The organism is Streptomyces sp. NPDC020747 (assembly GCF_044334695.1).
Lineage (GTDB): Bacteria > Actinomycetota > Actinomycetes > Streptomycetales > Streptomycetaceae > Streptomyces.
The window spans coordinates 807,996-830,693 of the sequence record NZ_JBIRTJ010000001.1; the positions used below are offsets into that span (position 1 = coordinate 807,996).

15 protein-coding genes and 1 pseudogene are annotated in these 22,698 nt (G+C 71.6%); 4 read left to right on the plus strand and 12 right to left on the minus strand.

The genetic code is table 11. From position 1 onward, the window contains the following. Positions 1 to 149 precede the first annotated feature (149 nt). Entirely contained in the window at positions 150 to 809 is a 660-nt protein-coding gene (gene ribA, locus ACH4YP_RS03310) for a GTP cyclohydrolase II (protein WP_398489113.1), read from the minus strand. Positions 810 to 848: 39 nt separating this feature from the next. Here ribA and ACH4YP_RS03315 point away from each other — a divergent pair, with 39 nt between their 5' ends. After that, positions 849 to 1,640: a creatininase family protein gene (locus ACH4YP_RS03315; RefSeq protein ID WP_361072724.1), complete on the plus strand. Its 792-nt coding sequence runs from the start codon at positions 849 to 851 to the stop codon at positions 1,638 to 1,640. 203 nt (positions 1,641 to 1,843) lie between these two features. Here the strand turns inward: ACH4YP_RS03315 and ACH4YP_RS03320 are convergent. From ACH4YP_RS03320 to ACH4YP_RS03340, 5 genes and pseudogenes are all read right to left on the minus strand, one after another. Further along, positions 1,844 to 2,902, minus strand: a pseudogene (locus ACH4YP_RS03320) (lysylphosphatidylglycerol synthase transmembrane domain-containing protein); the annotation flags it as partial. Beyond that, positions 2,902 to 3,978 (minus strand): class I SAM-dependent methyltransferase, encoded by a 1,077-nt coding sequence (locus ACH4YP_RS03325; protein WP_361072721.1) that lies wholly within the window; start codon positions 3,976 to 3,978, stop codon positions 2,902 to 2,904. The gene ACH4YP_RS03325 and the pseudogene ACH4YP_RS03320, both read right to left, overlap by 1 nt. Then, positions 3,975 to 5,075, minus strand: coding sequence for a glycosyltransferase family 4 protein (locus ACH4YP_RS03330; protein WP_398489470.1), 1,101 nt, complete (start codon positions 5,073 to 5,075; stop codon positions 3,975 to 3,977). The genes ACH4YP_RS03325 and ACH4YP_RS03330 overlap by 4 nt, the downstream gene beginning before the upstream one ends. 23 nt (positions 5,076 to 5,098) lie before the next feature. Next, positions 5,099 to 5,497: a 6-carboxytetrahydropterin synthase gene (locus ACH4YP_RS03335; RefSeq protein WP_189839644.1), complete on the minus strand. Its 399-nt coding sequence runs from the start codon at positions 5,495 to 5,497 to the stop codon at positions 5,099 to 5,101. Between the two features lie 197 nt (positions 5,498 to 5,694). Further along, complete coding sequence (locus tag ACH4YP_RS03340) at positions 5,695 to 6,735, minus strand: zinc-binding alcohol dehydrogenase (protein ID WP_361072718.1); 1,041 nt, start codon at positions 6,733 to 6,735, stop codon at positions 5,695 to 5,697. 144 nt (positions 6,736 to 6,879) lie between these two features. Here ACH4YP_RS03340 and ACH4YP_RS03345 point away from each other — a divergent pair, with 144 nt between their 5' ends. Beyond that, on the plus strand, positions 6,880 to 7,665 hold the full coding sequence (locus ACH4YP_RS03345; protein ID WP_398489115.1) for a CDP-alcohol phosphatidyltransferase family protein: 786 nt from the start codon (positions 6,880 to 6,882) through the stop codon (positions 7,663 to 7,665). Positions 7,666 to 7,823: 158 nt separating this feature from the next. Here the strand turns inward: ACH4YP_RS03345 and ACH4YP_RS03350 are convergent, their stop codons facing one another. Continuing rightward, complete coding sequence (locus tag ACH4YP_RS03350; RefSeq protein ID WP_361061568.1) at positions 7,824 to 8,702, minus strand: oxidoreductase; 879 nt, start codon at positions 8,700 to 8,702, stop codon at positions 7,824 to 7,826. Between the two features lie 196 nt (positions 8,703 to 8,898). On the opposite strand from ACH4YP_RS03350, the gene ACH4YP_RS03355 reads away from it, so the two are divergent. Next, positions 8,899 to 9,813, plus strand: a complete 915-nt coding sequence (locus ACH4YP_RS03355) for a helix-turn-helix transcriptional regulator (protein WP_361061570.1) — start codon at positions 8,899 to 8,901, stop codon at positions 9,811 to 9,813. A 63-nt stretch (positions 9,814 to 9,876) separates the two neighbouring features. On the opposite strand, the gene ACH4YP_RS03360 is transcribed toward ACH4YP_RS03355, so the two are convergent. Then, positions 9,877 to 11,337, minus strand: coding sequence for an MFS transporter (locus ACH4YP_RS03360; protein WP_361061572.1), 1,461 nt, complete (start codon positions 11,335 to 11,337; stop codon positions 9,877 to 9,879). Positions 11,338 to 11,731: 394 nt separating this feature from the next. Here ACH4YP_RS03360 and ACH4YP_RS03365 point away from each other — a divergent pair, with 394 nt between their 5' ends. Continuing rightward, positions 11,732 to 12,310 (plus strand): TetR/AcrR family transcriptional regulator, encoded by a 579-nt coding sequence (locus ACH4YP_RS03365; RefSeq protein WP_398489117.1) that lies wholly within the window; start codon positions 11,732 to 11,734, stop codon positions 12,308 to 12,310. 108 nt (positions 12,311 to 12,418) lie between these two features. Here the strand turns inward: ACH4YP_RS03365 and ACH4YP_RS03370 are convergent, their stop codons facing one another. From ACH4YP_RS03370 to ACH4YP_RS03385, 4 genes are read right to left on the minus strand one after another with little or no spacing between them, the layout of a single operon-like run. Next, complete coding sequence (locus ACH4YP_RS03370) at positions 12,419 to 14,572, minus strand: hypothetical protein (RefSeq protein WP_398489119.1); 2,154 nt, start codon at positions 14,570 to 14,572, stop codon at positions 12,419 to 12,421. Then, positions 14,569 to 16,626, minus strand: coding sequence for a hypothetical protein (locus tag ACH4YP_RS03375; RefSeq protein ID WP_361061578.1), 2,058 nt, complete (start codon positions 16,624 to 16,626; stop codon positions 14,569 to 14,571). Before ACH4YP_RS03375 ends, ACH4YP_RS03370 begins: the two co-directional genes overlap by 4 nt. After that, positions 16,620 to 19,205, minus strand: a complete 2,586-nt coding sequence (locus ACH4YP_RS03380; protein WP_398489121.1) for a hypothetical protein — start codon at positions 19,203 to 19,205, stop codon at positions 16,620 to 16,622. The genes ACH4YP_RS03375 and ACH4YP_RS03380 overlap by 7 nt, the downstream gene beginning before the upstream one ends. A gap of 26 nt (positions 19,206 to 19,231) precedes the next feature. Beyond that, positions 19,232 to 22,687 (minus strand): tubulin-like doman-containing protein, encoded by a 3,456-nt coding sequence (locus tag ACH4YP_RS03385; RefSeq protein WP_361061582.1) that lies wholly within the window; start codon positions 22,685 to 22,687, stop codon positions 19,232 to 19,234. Positions 22,688 to 22,698 lie beyond the last annotated feature (11 nt).

Here is a 22,698-nt window from a genome sequence, read left to right on the forward strand (position 1 = left end):
CTCTTCCCTTCCCCTGTCCGCGCCGATGTCACCGCGGTCGGGGCGTCCGGGTGACACTCTTCCTGATCACACCGCTGCCCGGCCGCCGGCCGCCGCGCGCCACTGGGGACGCGCGGCGCGCGGGGCCGGCTGCGGGCCGGGCGGTCGGGTCAGACGCGGTGGCCCACCACCGCGTCCAGGTGCGGCAGGTCGTGGTCCAGGCGCTCCCGCTTGGTGCGCAGATAGGTGATGTTGTCCTCGCAGGGCGGGATCAGCAGCGGGACCTGCGCGTCGACCTTGATGCCGTTGCGGAGCAACGCCTCGCGTTTGCGCGGGTTGTTGGACAGCAGTCTCACGGAGCGGACGCCGAGGTCGTGCAGCATCTCCGCGGCCACGCCGTAGTCGCGGGCGTCCACGGGCAGCCCGAGCGCGAGGTTCGCCTCGACGGTGTCGAGGCCCTCCGACTGGAGCTTCATCGCCTGGAGCTTGGCGAGCAGGCCGATCCCGCGGCCCTCGTGGCCCCGCAGATAGATGAGGATGCCGCGCCCCTCGGTCACGATCTCCCGCAGTGCGGTGGAGAGTTGGGGACCGCACTCGCAGTGCCGGGATCCGAACGCGTCACCGGTGAGGCACTCGGAGTGCAGCCGCGTGAGCATTCCGTCTTTCTGGATGTCCCCGTAGACCAGAGCCACTTGTTCGTCTCCGCGGGTACGGTCCAGGTAGCCGACGGCCTGGAAATCGCCGTACACCGTGGGCAGCGGGGCATTCACGACCCGCTCGACACCGGCGGAGTGGGCTTTCCCGGCAAGTACGCCATCTATTTCTGTCATGATTCTGGTTCCTAAGCAGAGACGAAAGGTCGCGAGAACATGGGCAATTCGGGCGGTTCGGAAATACGACTCACGGTGTCAGGACAGTTGCCGACAGACACCACGGAGGACGTACGCGCACGAGGTGCCGGTGCTGCCCGGCAGGTCGCCGTGCTTCCCGTGGGCAGCTTCGAGCAGCACGGTGCGTATCTTCCGCTGTCGACGGACACGCTCGTCGCCTGCGCGATAGCCCAAGAAGTAGCTGCCGCATTCCCCGTTCACCTCCTTCCTCCGGTGACGATCTCCTGCTCGCACGAACACGCGGCCTGGCCGGGAACGGTGAGCATTTCCTCCGTGACGCTCCATGCGGTGGTGCGGGACATCGCCGACTCGCTGCGTCGGTCGGGTGTGGACACCCTCGTCGTGGTCAATGGACATGGCGGCAATTACGTGTTGGGCAATGTCGTACAGGAATCCACCGCCGCCGGTGCCCGGATGGCTCTTTTCCCGGCCGCCGAGGACTGGGAGACGGCGCGGGAGCGGGCCGGGATAGAGACCTCGCTGCTCACTGATATGCACGCGGGGGAAATAGAGACCTCCATTCTGCTGCACAGGCATCCCGAATTGGTCAGGCCGGGTTACGAGACCTCCGACTTCGAGGCCGACGACCGCCGGCAACTGCTCACGCTGGGCATGTCGGCCTATACCAAGTCCGGTGTCATCGGCCGCCCTTCGAGGGCGTCCGCCGAGAAGGGGAAGGAACTCCTCGCCTCGCTGGCCGGCTCCTTCGGAGCGTACTTCTCCCTGCTGACATCGGAGACCGGGCTTCCTGCGGTCGTCGATCGGCACTGAGTGTCCCCGTTTCCCTCCGCGCGGGCCGAGATCCGGGGCGCCGGTGACTCCAGGTGGGAGTCCGGGCCCGGCTCGGCGGCCGCGCTCTCCTGCGGGCGCCGCAGCCCCGCGTACCAACGCGCCACCAGTACGGCGACACCGGGCAGGCTCGCGGCGAAGCTGAGCACGCCGTAGACCACGGCCACGGTCAGGCCCTGGGTCGCGCCCAGACCCGCCGCGCCGAACGCCCAGGCGGTGACGCCCTCCCTGGGGCCCCAGCCGCCGACGTTCAGGGGCAGCCCCATGGCGATCAGGGCGAGCAGTGCCAGCGGCACCAGCTCGACGGTGGAGGCGGACGAGCCGGCCGCCCGGGCCGCGAGCAGGAACATCAGGACGTGTCCCGCGAGCACCACGACCGACGAGATGACGACGCCCGGCCAGCTGCCGCGGGCCAGCAGCGCCCCGCGCGCCTCGGTGAGCGCGGCGCGCACGGCCCGGTAGCGGCGGGACGCACGCGGCGCCCTGCCCCTGCTGCGGACCGCGCCCACGGTGACGACCCCGCACAGCGAGACGGCGGCCAGCAGCACGGCGAGCTGCCGGGTCTCGGTCAGTACCGGTGAGGGCTGGGTGAGCAGCACGGTCACGCCGACGACGGCCAGGACCGCCTGTCCCGCGACCCGTTCCAGGACGACCGCGCGTACTCCGCGGCCGACGTCACCGGCGCTCTGTCCGTGCCGTACCGCGCGGTGCACGTCGCCGAGCACGCCGCCCGGCAGGGCCGCGTTGAGGAACAGCGCGCGGTAGTAGTCGGCGACGGCCGGGCCCAGCGGCAGCCTGAGCTTCATCCCGCGGGCCACCACGCACCAGCGCCAGGCGCTGAACACGGTGGTCAGCAGGCCGATGCCGAGCGCCGCGAGGAGCGTCGGGCCGTCGATCCGGCGCAGGCCGTCCAGGAAGACCCCGGTGCCGAGCCGCCAGGTGAGCACGGTGAGGATGACGACGCCGGCGATGGTGCCGAAGTGGGTGCGCAGGACGCGGGAATTGAGGCGGGCCAGGACGGGACCCGTGACGCGGGCCAGGGTCTTGCGCGGACCCGCGGTGGGCGTGTCCGCCGTCGCGTCGGCACGTGCCGCCCCGGTCTCGCCGTCCCCGCCGTTCTCACCGTCGAGACGTACTCGTCCGGTCTCTCGTTCCTCCGCACCGCCGTCACGGACCGCCGACGACAGTTCGTCGTCCAGGAGGGCCAGTGACTGTGCCTCGTCCGCCATCGCCGGCGTGCTCATCAGGCTCCCCCTGTCGGGCGGGCCAGTGCCAGCAGGTCGCTGTGGTGCACCACCACGTTGAGCTCGCCCGCCTCGCAGGCCGCGAGGCGCTCCTTGAGGTAGGCGTCGGCGCGCGCGGCCAGTTCCGGGCGCTGCTCGACGGCCGCGCCGACCCAGCCGCGCAGCCACTCCGCGGTCAGCGCGGACTCGTCCGGGCCCAGGCGCCATGCGCTGGGGTGCACCCGGACCGTCGCGCCGTGGCGGGCGAAGGCGTCGCAGGCCGCGTTGATCGACTCCGGACCGAGCAGGTCGCCGCGCCGCTGGTGGTCGTTGAAGGCGCCGGCGATCTCGTCGTCCAGCGGGTGGGCCGGGGTGAGTTCGACGCGTCCGACCACGGAGAGCGTCAGGAGCGCGGGGCAGCCGGCTCCGGCGCAGGCGGCGGCCAGGGCCTCGATCTCGTCCGGGGTGAGGACGTCCAGCAGCGCGGAGGCCGTCACCAGCGAGGCGCCGGCCAGGGCGTCCGCGGTCAGCCGGGCGACGTCGCCGCGCTGTGTCTCCACCGTGACGCGGCTGCCGTCGGCGGCCGACCGGGGCGACCCGACGGCGGCGAAGTGCAGCAGATACGGGTCGCGGTCGTGCAGCACCCAGTGCTGGGGCCCGTCGAGCCGGGGCGCGAGCCAGCGGCCCATGGAGCCGGTGCCGCAGCCCAGGTCGTGGATGACGAGCCCGCCACGCCCCGGCAGGTTCGCGAGCCGGATCCGCAGCGGGTCGAGGAGCTCGGCCGCCCGGGCCGCCGCGTCGACGGGCTCGCGCAGTTCCAGCCACTCGGGGGCGTAGCGGGTCGTGTCGTCGATGGCCTCACCGCGGGTGCGGTCACCGAGCCGAATCGTTCCTGTGTCCCGCCCCTCGCCGTTTCGCGCCTGGCCCGGCACCACAACCTCGGTCTCGGTCGTCGTCATACCGTCACGCCCCCGCCCTGCCGTGTGCGTCGCCTCACCACGTCCCAGCGAGGCGGTCGTCGTCTCCTCGTCGAGGCCCTGCTCGGCCGTCGTGCCGTGCGCCGGAATCCCGGCCGGCGTCGTACTCGTACTGCTCATGCCGCCCCCCTCCTTGCCTCGCTCTTCAGTCGCCCCAGGACACCCGACAGACTCCGGGCCGTGGCGGCCCAGCCTCCGAGGGAGGCCCGGCGGGCGCGCGCCGCGGCCTTCAGACGACGGCGTACGTCGGCCTCGCCGAACCAGCCGCGCAGCTCCGCCGCGAGGGCCGCGGGGTTCTCCGGCGGCACGAGCAGTCCGGGCACCCCGCCGTCGGGCGCGCGCCCGACCGCCTCGGGGAGTCCGCCGACGTCCGTGGCCAGCACGGGGATACCGCGGGCGAGCGCCTCGGTGACGGCCATGCCGTACGTCTCGGCGTACGAGGTGAGGACCATGAGGTCGGCGGAGGCGTAGCTCGCGTCGAGCGCGGCGCCGGACTTCGGGCCGGCCAGCTGGAGCCGGTCGCCGAGGCCGTGCTGGTCGATCAGCGCCCGCAGCCGGGCCACGTACTCGGGGTCGTGGTCGAGGCCGCCGACGAGGACGCAGGTCCAGGGCAGGTCGGTGACGGTGGCGAGGGCCTCGACCAGTCGGTGCTGTCCCTTGCGCGGGGTGACCGAGGCGACGCACAGCAGCCGCGAGACGCCGTCGGTACCGGAGGCCAGGGGTGCGATGTCGGCGCCGGGCGCGGCGACATGGACCCGGTCGGGCGCGAGGCCGTGGTGGGCGACGAGCCTGCGGGCCGCCCACTCGCTGGTGGCGACGACGGCGGGCACGGATCGCAGTGTGCGGCGTTCCCGGGCGTCCAGGTCCGCGGCCAGCGCGGGCGTGAGTCCCGTCTCGTCGCCGAGCGGCAGGTGTACGAGAACGACGAGCCGCAGCCGTTCGGCCTCCGGGATGACGATCTCGGGGACCGCGCAGGCGACGATGCCGTCGAGGAGTACGACGGTGTCGTCGGCCAGGTCCGCGAGGGTGCGGGCCAGTTCGGCGCGGGCCGGGGCCTCGGGCTTTGGCCAGCTGCCGCCGATGGCGTGCTTGTGGACCTGCCAGCCGAAGCCGGGAAGGTCGAGGCTGACCCGGGCGTCGTAGACGTTGCCGCCGCTCGGCATGGTCGGGTCGTCCACTCCGCCGGGCATCACGAAGTGCATGGCGCGCAGGGACATGGGGATGATGTCGGCGTTGTGGCTCACAGGGCACGCTCGTAACTCGCCCAGGCGATGTGCGACTCGTGCAGGGTGACGGTGATGCCGGCCAGGCCGCGGGCGCCCTCGCCCAGCAGGCCCTTCTCCACGCGCTCGGCGAGGCGGTCGGCAACGACCTTGGCCAGGAACTCCGTCGAGGTGTTGGTGTCGGCGAACACCGGCTCGTTGTCGAGGTTCCGGTAGTTCATCTCGGCCACCACCTCCCCGAGTTCCCTGGTGGCCAGTCCGATGTCGACGACGATGTTGTCGTCGTCCAGCTCGGCGCGGCGGAACGTGGCGTCCACGAGGAACGTCGCTCCGTGCAGGCGCTGCGCGGGTCCGAAGACCTCTCCGCGGAAGCTGTGGGCGATCATCAGGTGATCGCGGACGGTGATGCTGAACAACGGACGACCCTCCAGGTGCGGCGCGTCTGACCCCTCTGCCGGGGCGTGCCGTGTAGTACGGCCGGTCCGTTCTCCGTGTTCAGGGGGTTCGGCTCGGAGTTTCGGCCAATGGTGCCCAGTACAGGCGGACAGAGAGACGGTGAGTGCGAAGTTGGTTACCGGTGTGAGGACTTGGTCACCCGATGGACACCAGGTGACTACGGAGTGTCTTCGGGGTGACTGGTGGGCCCGACGGGTCGCGTGTCGCGATCCGGGACGGGAGTGGCGTCGTACCGCACGAGGTGACACAGCGCTGTCGTCTGTCCTGCGGCGAGTTCCGCCATCGCCTCCGGGAGGTCCTCGAAGGCGCATTCGCCGGTGATCAGGGCGTCGAGGGCTGGGTCGGCGAGCAGGTCGAGGGCGATGGCGAGGCGGTCGGCGTAGGTGCGGCGGGCACTTCTGGCCGGGGAGACGGTTCCGACCTGGCTGCTGCGTATGACCAGGCGGCGGGAGTGGAACGCCTCGCCGAGCGGCAGGCTGACCTTGCGGTCGCCGTACCAGCTCAGTTCGAGGACGGTGCCCTCCGGTGTGAGGAGTTCGAGGGAACGGGCGAGCCCGGCCTCGGTGGCGCTGGCGTGGACGACCAGGTCACGGTCCCCTGCCGCGTCCGCCGGGAGCGCGAAGTCGACGCCGAGGGCTCGTGCGATGTCGGCGCGCGCCGGGTTGGCGTCGACCAGTTGGACCCGGGCCGCGGGAAACCGGGCCAGGAGTGCGGCGACGCTCGCGCCGACCATGCCGGCGCCGACCACGGTGATCCGGTCGCCGATCAGGGGTGCCGCGTCCCACAGGGCGTTGACGGCCGTCTCCACGGTTCCGGCGAGGACGGCGCGCGAGGCGGGCACGGTCTCGGGCACGGGCGTCACGGCGCTCGCCGGGACGACGAACCGGGTCTGGTGGGGATAGAGGGAGAAGACGGTTCGCCCGAGGAGGTCCGTCGGTCCCGCCTCCACCACTCCCACGTTCAGGTACCCGTACTTCACCGGGCCCGGGAAATCGCCCTCCTGGAAGGGCGCCCGCATGGCGGCGTGCTGGCTCTCGGGCACGCCTCCGCGGAAGACGAGCGTCTCGGTTCCGCGGCTCACCCCTGAGAAAAGTGTTCGCACCACGACCTCGCCCTCGGCGGGTTCGGGCAGTTCGGCGTCCCGGATCTCGCCGAGGCCGGGCGAGCGGAGCCAGAAGGCGCGGGCGGAGCGGTCCATTCGGCATCCTCCTGGGTGGTCCATGTGAATGGGCTGAGCAAAACGGCTGAACGATCGGGCGGCGAGCCACGTACCGACCTTTGCGAAGCCGCGCACAAGGTACGCGGCAATGATCGTCTCTGTCACCTGGCCGGAGGATGTGCGGTGGCCCTGAACAACACGTATGACGCGAGGCTCTTGCAGCAGGAGACGGCCGTGGGAGCGGGTGTGCAGCTTCTGTTGCTCACCGTGCTCGGCACGGCGCTCGGCATGGGGCCCGTGGGCTGGCTGACGGGACTGGCGTTCGCGCTCGCGACGTGGGCGGTGCTCTCACGCGCCCTGCATCGCACGCGCCCCCGTTCCTTCGGACCGGCGAACCGCGTGACCCTGGGCCGGGCCACCCTTGTCGGCGGAGTCACCGCGCTGGTCGCGGACTCCTTCCAGAGCCCGCCGCCGGTGACGGTCCTGGTGGCCCTCACCGCGGTCGCCCTGATCCTCGACGCGGTCGACGGCAAGGTCGCCCGCCGGACGGGGTGCTCCACCGCACTGGGCGCACGTTTCGACATGGAGGTCGACGCGTTCCTGATCCTGGTGCTCAGCGTGTACGTCTCCACGACCGTCGGCCCCTGGGCACTCCTGATCGGCGGCATGCGCTACGCCTTCGTGGCCACCGCGAAGTTCCAGCCGTGGCTGAACGGCACGCTCCCGCCCAGCACGGGCCGCAAGACGGTGGCCGCCCTCCAGGGCGTCCTGCTGCTGCTCGCGGGCTCGGGGATCCTCCCGTACGCCGTGACGTTCGGCGTCGTCGCTCTCGCCCTCGGCCTGCTGACCTGGTCGTTCGGCCGTGACATCGCGTGGCTGTGGCGGACGCGGGGCTCCGCCGAGCGGGAGGCCGCGGCGGCGGAGGTGGAGCTCCTCCACCGGGAGCCGGCCGGCGCGGGCGCCCCGTAGGGGGGTGCCTTTGGGGGCGCGGGGAACTGCGCACCCGGCCACACACAAACCCGCAGCCGAGGTACGACCCTTGGCTGCGGGTTTGTGTGTGGCTGGGCGCGTCCACGCGGCGAAGGCCGCATATCGATGCAGTCCCGCGCCTCTTGGGCAATGCCGGATCAGCCGGCGATCCCGTCCAACTCTGCGATCTCGTGGGCCGGCAGGGCCAGTTCCGCCGCCGCGATGTTCTCGCGCAGGTGGGCCCGCGAAGACGTGCCGGGGATCAGGACCGTGGTCGCGGAGCGCTGGAGCAGCCAGGCCAGGGCCACCTGCTGGGGCGAGGCGTCCAGGCGGGCGGCCACGTCGGTCAGCGTCTGGGACTGCAGCGGGCTGAAGCCGCCGAGAGGGAAGAACGCGGCGAACGCGATGTTCTCCGCCGCGCACCGTTCGACGAGGGCGTCGTCCTGGCGGTTGGCCAGGTTGTAGAGGTTCTGCACCGTGACGACCGGGGCGATGGCCTGGGCCTCGGTCAGCTGGGCGTCGGACACGGAACTGACTCCGAGGTGGCGGATCAGGCCTCCCTTCCGCAGCTCCGCCAGTGCGCCGAACTGCTCGCTCAGCGGCTCCTCGTCAACTCCCCCGTCGTTGGAGCCGACGCGCAGGTTCACCACGTCGAGGGCGTCCACGCCGAGGTGCTGGAGGTTCTCGTGGACCTGGGCCTTGAGGTCCTCGGGGTCCCGCGACAGGATCCAGCTGGCGTCGTCGCCGCGGCGGGCGCCGACCTTGGTGACGATGCGCAGGTCGGCGGGGTAGGGGTACAGGGCCTCCTTGATGATCTCGTTGACGACGACGGGCCCGTAGAAGTCGCTGGTGTCGATGTGGGTGATGCCCCGCTCGACGGCCTCCCGCAGTACCGCGACCGCCTCGTCCCGGTCCTTGGGCGGCCCGAAGACGTTGGGACCCGCCAGCTGCATGGCTCCGTATCCCATGCGGGTGATCGTGAGACCGTCCGCCGGGGTGAGGGTTCCGCCGGAGACCGTGCCGGTTGCGTCCGTCATGGGGTGCCTTTCACTGCGTGTCCATGGCTGTTCTGTGTCTGTGTGGGCGTGGACGGGTTCGTCCTCATGTACGTGGACGGGTTCGTCCTCCGCCCTTGCCGACTCTTCGCCTGATCGGCCGCGGTCGGCAGTACCCCGCTGTTCCTGGGAGTGACAGGGACAGTCACCGGCGCCGGGACGGAACTACGGTTGATTCATGGACGCCACGAACGCCCTCGGAGAGTTCCTGCGGGCCCGCCGCGCGCTGATACGGCCCGAGGACGCCGGGATCCGCCGCGGCGGCGGTTTGCGGCGCGTGCCGGGACTGCGGCGCGAGGAGGTCGCGATGCTGGCCGGGATCAGCGCCGACTATTACCTGCGTCTGGAGCAGGGCCGCGACCGCAACCCGTCGCTCCAGGTGCTGGAAGCCCTGGCCGACGTCCTGGACCTGGACGCCCCCGCCACCGCGCACCTGATCGGCCTGACCCAGGCGCGCCCGTCCCAGGCCCGTCGTCCGGGCCGTGCCGGCGACGGTGGACGGGCTTCACGAAAGCCCGAGCCCGTGCCGACCGGCATCCTCCAGCTCATCGACGGCTGGCCGGGCAATCCCGCGTACGTCGAGAACAGGTTCACCGACGTGCTCGCGGCCAACGCGCTGGCGACGGCCCTGTCCCCGAACCACTCCCCCGGCGTCAATCTCATCAGGGCCATCTTTCTCGACGAGTCCGAAAGGGAACTGCGCCGGGACTGGGAGGAACTGACCGAGGCCGGGGTCGCCGCCCTGCGGGCCAACGTCGGGCCCGATGTAGACGATCCCCGCCTGGTGGAACTCGTGGGCGAACTGTCCGTACGCAGTGAGCGTTTCCGTCGGCTGTGGGGCCGTCACGACGTGCGGCCCAAGCACGCGCGCGTCATGCGGCTGCGCCATCCGAAGGTCGGCGACCTCGAACTGCAGTCCAACAAGCTGGCCATCAACGGCACCGACGGCCTGATCCTCAAGGTCTTCCACGCCGAACCGGGCAGCCGCGACGCCGAACTGCTCGCCATACTCGGGAGTTTGACGGCGACCTCCTCCGGCGAGAGCCGGAAGCTGACCGGCTCCGACGAGCACCAGGCCGTCGACGAGCAGTGACGGCCGTCGCCCAGACCCCTGGCGGGGGCCTCGGCGACGGCCGGTGCGCGGTCCGCGATCACATCAGCCGCGTACGCCGGACGTGACGGTCTCCTGGTCCGTACGCGACACCTCGTGGTCGTCGGCGGCGGCGCGGGGTACGCGGGGCAGACGGTTCGCCCGACGGCCCGGGACGAGCAGCGCGGCCAGGGCCGCGGCGAGGCAGAGCAGGGCGAGCAGGGTGAATCCGTTGGTGTAGCCGGAGGCGTACGGCAGGCCCGAGGGCTGTAGGTGGCCGGTCACCAGGACGCTGGTCACGGCGGCGCCGATGGATCCGCCGATGGTGCGGATGTTGGCGTTCATGCCGGTCGCGGCGCCGGTCTGCTCGGCCGGGACGCTGCCCACGATCAGGTTGGCCATCGAGGCGAAGGCCAGACCGATGCCGAGGCCGAAGACGCCTGACACGAAGGCGATCTGCCACTGCTCGTCGTGCCAGAGGGCGAGGAAGCCGCAGGCAACCGCGCCGAGTGCGGCACCGGTGGTGAGCAGCTTCTTCGCTCCGAGTACCGGCTCCAGCCGGCCGCTCAGGATGCCCGAGACGAACATCGCGATCAGCATCGGCAGCATGAGCAGTCCGGACGCGGTGACGCTCGCGCCGAAGCCGTACCCGGCGGAGCTGGGTGTCTGGACGAAGCCCGGCAGGAAGGACCAGATCGAGTACATGCCGGCGCCGAACAGCAGCGCGGCGGTGTTGGTGGTCCACACGGCGGGCAGTCGCATGACACGCAGGTCGATCAGCGGGGAGCGGGAACGGGACTCGGCCAGCAGCCACAGCGCGAAGAGCACCACGGCCGCGGTGAACAGCCCGATCACCCGGACGGAACCCCAGCCCCACTGGCCCGCCTGGCTCAGCGGCAGCAGCAGCGCCACCAGCCACGCCGACAGCAGGACGGCGCCGAGCCAGTTGACCCGGCCCTCGGCCCGGCTGGGCGACTCGGGGACGTACCGGAGGGCGATCAGGGTGGTCACCGCGACGATGCCGACGGGGAGCCAGAAGAGCCAGCGGTAGCCGAGTGCGGTCACGACGGGACCGGCCGCGACCATGCCGACACCGCCGCCGGCGGCGATCACGGCGGACAGGTTGCTGATGCTGGGGCTCACCCGGTGCGCGGCGAACTCGTCCCGGATGATGCCGAAGGACAGCGGGAACAGCGCGCCGCCGATGCCCTGGACGACCCGGGCGACGATCAGTACGCCGATGGTCGGGGCGAGTGCGGCGAGCAGGCACCCAAGCAGCACGGCCACCAGGACGGCGACGAGGGTGCGCTTCTTGCCGATCAGGTCGCCGACCCGGCCGAGGATCGGCGTGAAGACCGAGGCGGACAGCAGGTATGCCGTCATCACCCAGGTCGCGGTGGACTGGGAGGTGTTCAGTGCGTGCTGAACGGTCGGCAGGGCCGGCGCGATCAGCGACTGGAGCATGGAGAACACGCCCGCACCGGTCGCGAGGACCGCGAAGGTGAGGCGGGTGGACTTGCGGGGCATGAAGAGCCTCTCCGAACTGGTTGCGGCCGAGAGCCTCGGACCGCGGCCGTACGTGCCCGGTGCCTGCCCGCGGGCAGCACAGGGCACGGCGACGGTCGCGGGGTGGCGGTCCCCCCGGTTTCGGGCGCGGCCGGGAGCCGGGGGAGGTCGCGGAAAGTGTCAGGGGGACGGGCGATGCGCTCCGGCGCGGGACCCGCACGGGTACGGGCTCGGGGCCCGTCCGTGTGCGAGGTGGCCCAAGGGCCCGCCCGTATGCGGGTGGCGTCGCGTCGTCGATGCGTGCGGCCGCACGCGTCCACGCCGTACGCACCCCGCACTGTTAAAGTGGAGGTACCCCTCCACTGTAGCGGAGGCATACCTCCGCTTCAACCTCGTCCCGCCCCGGGAGGCAGCAGTGACCGCCCAGTCGTTCCCCGTCAGCGAGATCGTCGCGTCCCGGCGGCCGCACCGGAAGGACGCGGCGCGCAACTACGACGCCCTGATCGCGGCCGCCCGCGAGGCCTTCGCGGAGCACGGCGCGGATGCCTCCCTGGAGGACGTCGCCCGACGCGCGGGCGTCGGCATCGGCACGCTGTACCGGAACTTCCCCACCCGCAGGCACCTCTTCGAGAGCGTCTACGCCGACGAGGTCAACGCCCTGTGCCAGGTCGCCGAGGAGGTCACCGACCTGGAGCCGTGGGAGGCGCTGACCACTTGGCTCGACCGGTTCGCCGACTACATGGTGACCAAGCGGGCCGTCCGGGAGGCGCTCAACGACGAGTCGGAGATCTTCACCGCCTGCCGCGATTCGATGTACGCGGCCGGCGGCCCCCTCTTCGAGCGGGCTCAGCGGACCGGCACGGCGCGCACGGACATGAACTTCTTCGACCTGCTGCGCATGGTCTCGGGCATCACCGCGACAACCTTCGACGACGACGCCCAGCGCGACCGGATCCTGTCCGTCGCGCTGGACGGGGTGCGTACAGCCCGCTGACCTCCAAGCGCCCACGCAACTGCACCCCCGCAAGGCGTCGATGACGGGGACACCCGCCCATCGGGCCCGGCGCGCGCCCCGGTTCCTCCAGCCTTCACCAGGCGTTCGCTAGGAGAAGGCGAGGAACAACAGGATGAGCAGGACGCAGAACAGGATGGCTCCGGCGACGAAGACCCGGCTTTCCACCGACCACCTCGTCCGGCCCCCGGCGCCGGTCTGGTCGCCCGACGGCCGGGCCGGCGATCCTGAGCTGAACCGGCGGCGACGGTGCTGCCGCGCACGCTGGTCCTTCGCCCGGGACACGTCCGCCGCGCTCCGGGCCTCAGGGACCAGCGTCTCCAGCAGCTTCTGCCAGATCCGCGGCGTGAAGTCCGCCGGTGTCCCGTCGTAAGGGGCGACCGAGATGCGCAGCAGCAGAGCCCGGTCGGCACCGGTCGGCAGCACTGCGACCGTCCGCAGCAGGTCGGCCAGGCCGGCCTGCTGGTCCCGGTCTCGGACGTAGGGCCGAACCCCCCAGGCGAAGAGCCACGAAGCGGTGTGGACCGCGGACTCGTCCATGCGCTGCTCCTTCCCCTCGTCTCCGCGCCGGTCGAGGCGGCTCTCGTCCGGATAGAGGTACAGGCGCTCCTGCAGCAGCCGTGTACACAGGCGCCGGGCCTCACGCGGCCCACGGTGACGGGTGCGGTCGGCCAGTGCCTGGAGCAGCAGGTTCCGCGCGGCCTGGTGCAGTTCCCTGTCTTCCAGCATCTTCAGCAGGCGTGCGTCAGGCAGGCAGCGGAGCTGCCCCAGGAGCTTCTGCCAGGCCGGGTCCTCCTTCGTCGCGGTCGAGGGAAGCCCGAAGAGGTCGTTCTGGCGGGAACCGAAGTGTGACTGGTCCCAGTCCCGGCGGACAGCGCGGCGCCGCCTTCGCCACTCGCCCAGGAAGGCCCGGACGGTGAACCGGTCCGGCATGGTGAAGGAGTTCACGAGGAGCGGGGCCGGCGCCGAGGTGGAGGCTGGGGCCGGTGTCAGGTCCGGGTCCGGGTCCGGCTCTTGGGCCGGGCCGTAGCGAACGGACGCCGCCGCCGCGTCGAGCGTGTCGATGTTCGCTTCGGTGTCCACCTCAACGTCGAACTCCCGCTCCCTCCCCGCCTCGGCCAGCGTCACGTGGCCGTGCCCGGTTGCCGCCATCGGCACCGAAGGAGGTTCGTGCGGTGTCATGTCGATGAGTTCGCCGTCCGGAAACGTCTCGTCGAAGAGCGGCTCCGCCGGCGGCGGCAACCGTTCGTCCTTGGGCTGTCCGGTGGGCGGTGGCAGGAGCTGGTCCCCGGCGCGCTGCCTCAGCTCCAGCAGCGCGGCGAGATCCTCCAGTTGCTGCTCCACGGGGGCGGCAGGTTTCCAGGGCGCCTTCTTGAGCAGCTCCGCCACCGACCGTTCACGCCCTGACGAGGACTCGTAGCGTCTGACCAGTTCGCGGGCGATCTCCTCCGCCCTGTCCCGCGGCGGGACGGCGCCGGGCTCCGGGAGGCCTTCGAGAGAGATCCGGCTGAGCAGCGGGTCTCCGGCCGCCGAGGCCTGCCACTCGGGGACGAACACGATTCCGAGCCCGTGCTCGTCCGTGGTGTCGAAGGTCGCGAAGTTGAACTCCGAGGTGAACCGGTTGCCGAAGATCTCGTGCAGGCCCCACAACAGCGGCGCCGCCATGTTGAGCTCGCCCGGGTCGGCGAGCCGTTCGGACTTGACGGACAGCCGGTGCCCGGGAGCCCGCAGCACGGCGGCCGTGACCTCGGTGAGCTGAGGGGTGAGTTCCCGCGCAAGCCGCCTCATCCGATCCGATGTCTCCCGCCAGGAGACCCGCAGGATGTCGTGGCGGACCGGATCGATCCGGGGGCCTCCTCCCTCGGCGTAGGGAATCTCCGGCGTCGCCGGCCACTTCCAGGCCACCAGCGCGATGCTCGGGAGAATGCTGAGCTGCTTTCTGCTGCCCACCAGGGCATGGCAGTTGGTGGTGGGGCGGCCGCCGGGCTCCTTGCCCGCCAGGCGGTGAATCAGCACCACCTCGCCGGTCGAGACGACCGTCCGCACCAGGCTGGGCCGGTCGGGTCCGCCCTCGACCCGCAGCAGCGGAGCCAGCTCCTGGTACAGCTGCCAGGCGCGGGCCTCGTCGCAGGAATGCGCCACCGGGGCGATGCCGTTGCGCTGACTCTGCGGGCTGTGCGCGTTGCCCTGCCAGCGGAAGAAGACCTGGTCGACCAGGTCGTGATCCCGTTCCCAGTCGTTCATGCCCCCACCTCGGCGGATGCTTCCTCGGTCGAATCGATGGTCGAGTCGATGACGCCGCACATGGCCAGCACCGACAGCAGTGGCTCGATCACCCGTCTCGCCCGCACCCCGTGCGGGTAGCGGCCGTCCTCGGCCCGGCCGCCTGTGGCGGAGGCGAAGTGCAGAGTGCACCGCGGAACGCTCTCGAACGGCCGCAGCCACGGGCGGTGCGCGTGCAGCCGCAGAAAGGCGTAGACGTCGCGGCTCTCCCTCAGAAGCCGTTCCTGGTCGAGAGCGGTCCCCGAGGCCTGCGTGACCTCACCGAGCCACTGACAGACCGGGTTCTCGAACCTGATCAGGTCGGACTTCCCCACGACCAGGGCGGCGACCGCCTGATGGTCGGACGGAAGCCGGTCCAGGACGGTCTCGAAGGTGGGGTCGCCCCCCGGGCTGACGTTCACCGCGTCCTTGGCGCGGGCCTCGTCCAGCTGCGGCAGCGGGAGCGCGAGCAGCGGGTCGACGGCGAACACCAGGGCGTCCACGTTGAGTAGGAAGTTCAGCAGTTCGTTGGTCTTGAGCAGGTCCTCGCCGCCCAGGTCGAAAAAGGCGACGGGGCGGGTCGCACCGTGCCGGTCGGTGATCAGGACGGCTTCCGCGAACTGCGCGAAGGCGGTCTGCAGGGTGTGACCCAGTTCGGTTCCACTGCGCAGCGGGGCCACCCGCTTGGTGTAGAAGTCGGAGTGGATCTGCGGGCTGACGGACTGCCATCGCAGTCCGAAGGGCGCGAGCGCCTCGGCGGTCACCTCGCCGATCATCTGCGTCAGCAGATGGGTCTTCCCGCTGTGGGAGTTGCCGACCATGGCGACGATCAGCGGTCGCCCGTTGGTGAGGTACGAGACCGGGACGTAGTGCGTCGGGGAGTCGTGTGTGCCCGGGCACTTCTGCACCGCCCGGCGCAGCAGATCCGCCAGCCGCTTCGGGTTGTGTTCGGATGTCACATCCAGCTTCTGGTACTGGAGCTGGGCATCGACGATGAACAGCTTGCTCTGGTCGTACGTCATCGACGTGAGGCAGTAGGGGCAGTCGACCGGCCCGGACCCGGCCGGCCCGCTCCGGCCGGGCGGCCTCCCGGCAGCGGGTACGGAACGCGCCTGTCCCGACAGCCGCTTGCGTGCCATGGCGGCGTCGAACTCTCTGCGGAGCGGGTCCAGCGAGTCGTGTCCGGCCGGCGAGGCCCTGCCGCGGCCGAAACCCGGCTGGAGCCGCTCCAGCAGTTGTTTCGGGCCGGGCCGGTCCCTGGCCAGTGGGGCGAACAGCGGTCCGACGTCCGGTACCAGGGAGGGATATCTGGCCAGGTCGTCCGGCCTCCCGTGGGCATTCCCCGGCCGCCGCGCCACCAGCTCGTACATCAGCTGAGCGACACTCCACAGGGAGTCGCGCGGATCGGCCTCGCCGATCCCGGCCAGTTGCTCCGGAGGGGCGTAGGGGGCCAGACCGTACGCGGTGCGCGGCCGGCCGGTCCGGGTGACCGCGCCGAGGTCCCACAGCTGCACGGTGCCGTGGTCCCAGTGCGCGTACGCCGGAGAGATGCCGCGATGCACCAGGCCGAGATCCTCCAGCAGGTGGACGGCGAGCACCAGGTCGCGCTGGATCAGCCGCTGTTCCCTGATCTGCACGCCGTCGGCCACGGACAGCGGATCACCGCTCGGCCCGAGATACAGCACGAACGGCTCGGCCACGTCCATGTCGTAGCCGACCGGCACCGGGAAGAGCCGCTCATGGCCGGTGCCGCGCAGCGCGGAGTTGATGTCCAGCGCCGCGCCCACCTCCGCCTCAAGGGCGCGCTGTGCCTCGGCGGTGCGGGCCTGGGCCGACGGCAGCCGGACCTGGACCAGGTCGTAGTCGCCGTCCAGGGTGACCCACCGGGCGACGGCGGGGCCCGGGACCAGGTGGGGCAGCTCCTCGCCGGGGACCATCCGCGCGGTGTGCCGCCGGCCCGCGGGATCGGTGAACCGGAGGGGGCTGCCCGTCGGCCCTCCGTTCGGCCCGGGCGGTTCGGCGGGTGGGTTCACCATGAGTGCTCCTCGTCCGAGGGGTCGTTCGCGGGGTGCGGCTGTTCCTCCTCGGGAGCGGGCGCGGTGGCCTCGCCGGCGGCTCGGCCACCGGCGGGGTGTCCCGCGCGCCGGTCGTAGGGGTCCCGCGTGCCGCCGTAGGACATCAGCGTCTCCACGGAGCCCGCCCGCAGCGGGGTCAGCCTCAACTGGCCCGCGTAGCGGCCCGAGTACGTCCACACCGCTCCGTCGCCGTCGGCCTCCGGGCCGTCGACCTGGTCGCGGACGGCCGCGGGGGCGAACCGGATCCATTCGACGACGGTCGGGTCGCGGCTCAACAGCGGCAGCTGTGCGGGCGAGACGAGCTGAACCACCAGGTCCTGGTCCGCGCCGGGGGCCGCGACTTCGACCACCCGGTCCAGGCCGAGACCCAGCAGTCCTGCGGGGCCGCTGCGGGCGCGCTTGGGATCGGCGTACGGGGGAGCCGGGATGACGCCGTTGTGCAGCAGATGCCGCCTGGCTTCGTCCAGTAGTTCCCTGACCCTCCTGGCCACCTGCTTCGCCGCCCCGGAGGCGGAGTGACCGCCCTTCACCGATTCCCAGTACGGTTCCAGCGCCCGCACCACCAGGTCTGCGAAGTCGCCGCCGAGCGTGGCGACCAGGTCGGGGCCGCCGTCGCCGTCCTCCCGGTCCACCCAGGGCGGAGTCCGGTCGTCCGGCGTGCCGCCGGGACGTGCGAGGGCCGGCCCTGCCCCGGACGCGGGTCCGGATCCCGGACGTGCGGCGGAGGGGGCCCGGGGCATCCAGGCGGGAACGTCGGGCCGATGAGCGGTGCCCGGGCCCCTCCCGTCCCGGTCGGCGTCGAGGCCCGGGGCGGGTCCCGCGGTCCGCACCCCGGCGGCGGCCTCGGCGGTGACGGTCGCGCTCACTCCTCCGAGCACCACGGACACGGACCGGGCGGCCTCGGCGCAGCCGGTCCGTTCCGGCTCGGCCCACCAGCGTTGCCGTACCGCCTGGTCGAGCACTTCGTCGAGCGCGCGCACCGCCCCCTGCAGCGCGGCCGCGCCACTGTCCCTCCACACCTGCCGCACGGCCCGGTTCCACTCGCGGACCACCACGATCCAGGCCAGGACCAGACCGACCGGCAGGCCGATCGGCGCGGTCCAGGTGGGCAGCCCGAGCAGGGTCCCCAGCGTGACGGCGGCCGCACCGCCGAGCAGGGCGGCGGTGCCCTGCGCCCAGGCGTACCCGCTACCGAACGCGGCGCGCACCCTCGGCGCGCTGTCCGGCAGGTGACGGGGTATCAGGGTCGCGCCGAAGAGGACGAGCAGCAGGACGCCGACCGTGGCAGCCGCCCAGGGCCAGACGCCCAGTCCGGCGAGCGCGCCGGCCAGGAAGGTGAGGACGCGTGCCCCCGCCGCTCCCTCTGACGTCTGCGGCGGGCCGCCGCCACCGGGGGCGAGCAGTTCCTGCGGGCAGGCACGTTCGGGCCCCTCGGTGAGGGTGTCGTTCTGGTACGGCATCATCCGGGCCGAACAGTCCTCGAAGCGGTCGGCGACGCCGCTGAGGGTCAGACCGGCGCCGAAGAGGCGCTCGGCGAGTTCGCGCAGTCCTTCGCCCGACTGCTCCGGGGTGATGCCGGCAGGCGGCAGGGTGAGCCCGAGTTCCTTGAGCCGCAGCCCGGCCTCGGCTGGTTCGGTCGCCGCCTGTGGGCGCGCGCCCAGTTCGACGACGTCGCTCACCTGCCGGCGGTACTCGCCGAGGGCGGTTCTGGCGCCGGCCAGCGCCACGGAGAAGGCTCCCGCGCCGTGGTCGGCGAACAGGCCGCCCACGGTGGCGAGATGGTTCTTCGCCTGCCCGGCATCGCGCAGGGCGCCGACGCAACGGCTCCGCGTCGCCTCCAGCGGCCCTCCCCGTGTGTACTCGACGGCGTGCTGCGCTCCGCTGCCGTCGGCCAGCCGGTCAAGCGGTTCCGGCAGGTTGGACGGGCCTGAGGCGGCTCTGTCCGCCGTGACGTGCACGCCGGCCCTCTGGGACGGCTGCCCGACGAAGCGGGCGGCCCCCTTCTCCCACGCGCGGTCGCACGCCGTCGGCGACAGGTCGTACTCCAGCAGCCGCGCGCCCGGGGCGGCGACCCCGTTGCAGGTGGCGCCGAGGCGAAGCAGCACCTGGTCGAAGAGCTCGGGGACGAGGAGCAGCCCGGTCAGTGTGCCCAGGGCGCGAGGGTCGGTCGCGCTGCGGGGCGCGGGCGGCCCGTGCCGCCGGGCCGCCTTGATGTCGCCCGTCCACAGGACCCCGACCGATGTGGTCCTGAGCATGCCGGGGAGACGCAGCACAGGTGAGTCCTCGTAGGTGCCTGACCCCGGGCGCAGATCCCCGGCGAGTACGCAGAGCAGGCTGATCCTGGAGGCCCGCTGGTAGCGCAGCAGCCGTTCGTAGACGGACTGGTGGTGGACCAGTCCCGCCGGCGTGTCCACCACCAGGAAGCGGTAGGTGCCGGGGGCTGTGCGGCCGTAGGGGGCGAGTGACGCCCCGATGGCGGCCGCGAGCCGCTGGTCGTCGTCGAACCGCTCCGCGTCCTCCAGCAGACTCAGACGGATCACGGGTTGCGAGCTTCCCTGGGCGCCGGTCACTCGGGATCACGCTCCCAGGAGTAGGTGCCGGCCTCGTCCGGGACGCTCTCGGGGGCACTCCGGAGCGGCTCCTTCTCGTGCGGCTCCTCCTGGAACGTGTCCTTCTCCGACGGCTCCGTCCCGTACCGCTCTCCCTCGTACGGCTCCCTCTCGTGGGACCGGGTGTCGTCCGGGCGGGTCTTGGATCCCCGGGTGGGCTCGCGGGGCGGGGCGGAGGCCGCCAGCGGCTGGGTTCCGAAGTCCTCGTCAGCAGGCCGCTCGAACGCCCGCTGTGCCGTCTCCGCCGCGCTCGGCCGGACCCGCCAGCGGCGCGGCTGCCCCTCACGGAAGGCGTCCAGCAGATCCCGCAGGCTGACCTGGAACTCCTGCTCCTCGGCGTCGACGTTCAGCGCCTCGGGAAGGGTGAACGACCAGAACCGGTGCAGCGGCTTGAGCCGGGCGGTGGTCCGCGGATCGTCGAAGTCCTCGCGGCGTGCCATCAGTTGCAGTTCCTGCGGAGCCACTTTCTCGACCAGATGGACGAAGAGCGGGTGCGGCTTGCTGCCCGGGCGTTCCAGTCCGTTCGGTGTGATCTGCATCAGCACGTCGCAGTACGTGTCCACGATGGTGCCCTCGTCGAGCAGGGCCCAGCGCTCGTACGACCGCAGCAGCCCCACCCAGCTGGACGTGCCGTCCTGGTACTCGTCCAGGCTCAGGGTGATGCCGGGCTGTCCCGGCCTGGTGTCGGTGGTGAGCCAGATCCGAATCCGCTCCGGGGAGTCCTGGCTGCCTTCCACGACCTCCACCTGACCGTTCCACATGGCACACAGCAGCCGGTACAGGATGTGGGTCCGGTCGTCCTCGGTGCTGGCCAGCCAGCTGTCCTGATAACCCAGCCGCTGCCGCCAGTTGAGCATCGCCCCGTTCCTGCGGGCCGCGCGGGCCCAGTTGCGCAGCACGTTGCGGGCCTCGGGCACCTCGGTGATGCTCATCTCGCTGCGGAACAGCACGACGGTGATCGACTCGGTCTCCACGCCCCGGAACTCGATCAGCCGCTTGGTGTCCCTGGGCAACGGCAGCACCGTCCGCAGATAGTCCTCGACCTCCTGCCGGTTGGGCACCTGCGGGTAGACGAGCAGCACCTTCATCGGGCCGTTGCCCTCGGGGCTGAAGCCGATCGGCAGCAGCCCCTTGATCTTGTGCCCGAAGTCCGCGAGCGCGGCCTCGCCGACCCCCTCGGCCGCGCCCCGGTCACCCGCGGCCGCGGCCAGCAGCGCACCCATCGACGGCAGCAGCGGGCGCTCCTCCTCGTGCCGCAGGCGCTCGGCGAAGAGGGTCTTGACCCGCTTCTTCACCATGGACTTGACCTCGCCCACGGCGATCTCGGGCTTCTCCTTGCGCACCGCCCGCATCGCCGCTGTCCACTCGTCCGAGCTGACCAACTTCAGCAGCAGGGTGCCCTCGTCGTCGTTCTCGTCGAGGCCGTGCCGGTTGGAGAGGCGATCGGCCAGGTCACCGTAGAACTCCCGGAGATCGCGCTGCGACGGCAGCAGGTACGCGACTCCGGTGCGGTCCTGGTAGAGCTCCTGGACCGCGCGCTTGTGGGTCTTCCTCTCGTCGTCGATGTGTCCGAGGAACGCCGAGGTCAGCCGCTTGACCTCGCCCTCCAGGAGCTTGCCCGACCGCTCCCACGACGTGCGGTGGGCCGCCCAGGCGGAGTGCCAGACGGCCTGACAGCGCCAGGCGTACCAGCGGTCCTGCTCCGCCACCGCCGTCTGCACCTCGGAGTCGTTCCAGTGCAGCCGGGCGATCTTGCCACTGCGGATCCGCGGGACCGAGGGCGGCTTCTCGCCCGCCACGTCGGCGGGCCGGGCCGGCGGTCGGCCCCGTAGCTGCAGGATGCCGAGGAGCCCCTGCTGGACGGCCTTGTCCGGATCGCTGCCGTCGCCCAGCACGATCCGCGTCAGATCGAACGGATTGACCTTGCCCACCATGTCGTCCATGGCGTGGAGCGGTTTGAAGGCGTGGACCAGGTCCGGGATCCGGCGCGCGACCTTCTTTCGCAGGTTCTCCAGTTGCGCCTCCAGGGCGACGATCCGGTCCTGCAGTTCCTGCTCGATCGCGGCCCTGCCGCGGGGCAGCACTGTCGGGTCCGACGCCGGTTCGAACGGCCGGTGCAGCAGGTCCGACAACCCGCAGGTGTCGAACATCTGCTCAAGCAGCGGGCGCAGAGGAAGCTCCGACCGGCGGCCCTCGTCGGCGAGGGCGTCCACGGCCACGGCCAGCATCCGCGCGGACATCACTTCGGCCAGCTCGTCCACCGGCACGGTGAGCGACGCGACCAGGCTGGTGGAGACTCCCTTGAAGCCGATGCCCGACGGAGCGCGCTCGGTTCGCTGCTGCCCGCGGTTGAGGAAGCTGGACGCGAAGGTCTGATCGTTGCTGTCCCGGGCCACACCGCCGTTGGCGGGACCGTCTCCCAGTTCGGTGCCGATCAGCGACATCACCAGCGACACGATGGAGCGCCGGAGGTCGTCGGGGCGGATGCCGGCCGTACGGCTGAACAGGAAGCCGGTCGGCATCAGCCCGGGGCGCATCCGGATCGGGCTCGCAGTGGGGTACGTGATCCGCAGTCCCCCCGCGTTCTCCTCGACGTCCCCGAGTTCGGCGCTGGACACCGGTCGGTTCTGCTCGTCCACCAGCCGGAACAGGTCGATCAACGACCTGGCCGCGTTGAGTTCGGCCGCGGGCCCGCCGCCCGCCTCGGCGGTGAAGGCGGAGGGCATCACCACCAGCGGATAGATCTTGATGTTCTGGAAGCCCTTCTGTTTGAAGGCCTCCGCGATGAGGTGCAGATAGTCCAGGAAGATTCCGGCCCCGGTGCCGCCGGCCACCGAGAAGGACACGAACACGTCGCAGCCGGTGATCTGGTTTCCGCCGAGCTGGGCCAGCGCCGGGCCGGAGCGCGCGATCGCGTTGATCGCCTCGGTCAGGGGATCCATGACCCCTTTGAGGCTGTGCTGGAGTGTGCCGAACAGCGCGGCCCGGCCGATCGTCGGGTACTGGCCCGCTCCCTTGCTCAGTGGTGTTATCCGGGGCTCGTTGCGCTCCGCCGGCAGCCAGCTCTCGGTCTCCCGGCGGAACTTGGCCCGCAGCACCCGGTTGACGTCGGAGGAACTGTCCTCCGGGGGCAGCAGGTCGTGGGTGACTCTGGCGGTCTTGCGGTAGGCGGTACGCAGCGTCGGGTCGCTGACGCTGTTGAGCGGCAGCAGGTCGAGCTCGGCCTCACTGAAGTCCGCGTAGACGAACTGCAGGCATTCCGGCAGCTGGTAGGGCAGCTGTACGCCGATCCGGCTGAGGGCGGTGCCGTCGGGGCCGCACAGCTCCGTGCGGAGCCTGCGTTCCAGTTCGGAGCCGACCTGCCCGCCGGTGCCACCCAGGCCGACGAAGAGCATGGGCTGGAAGACTTTCATACGTGTTTCCC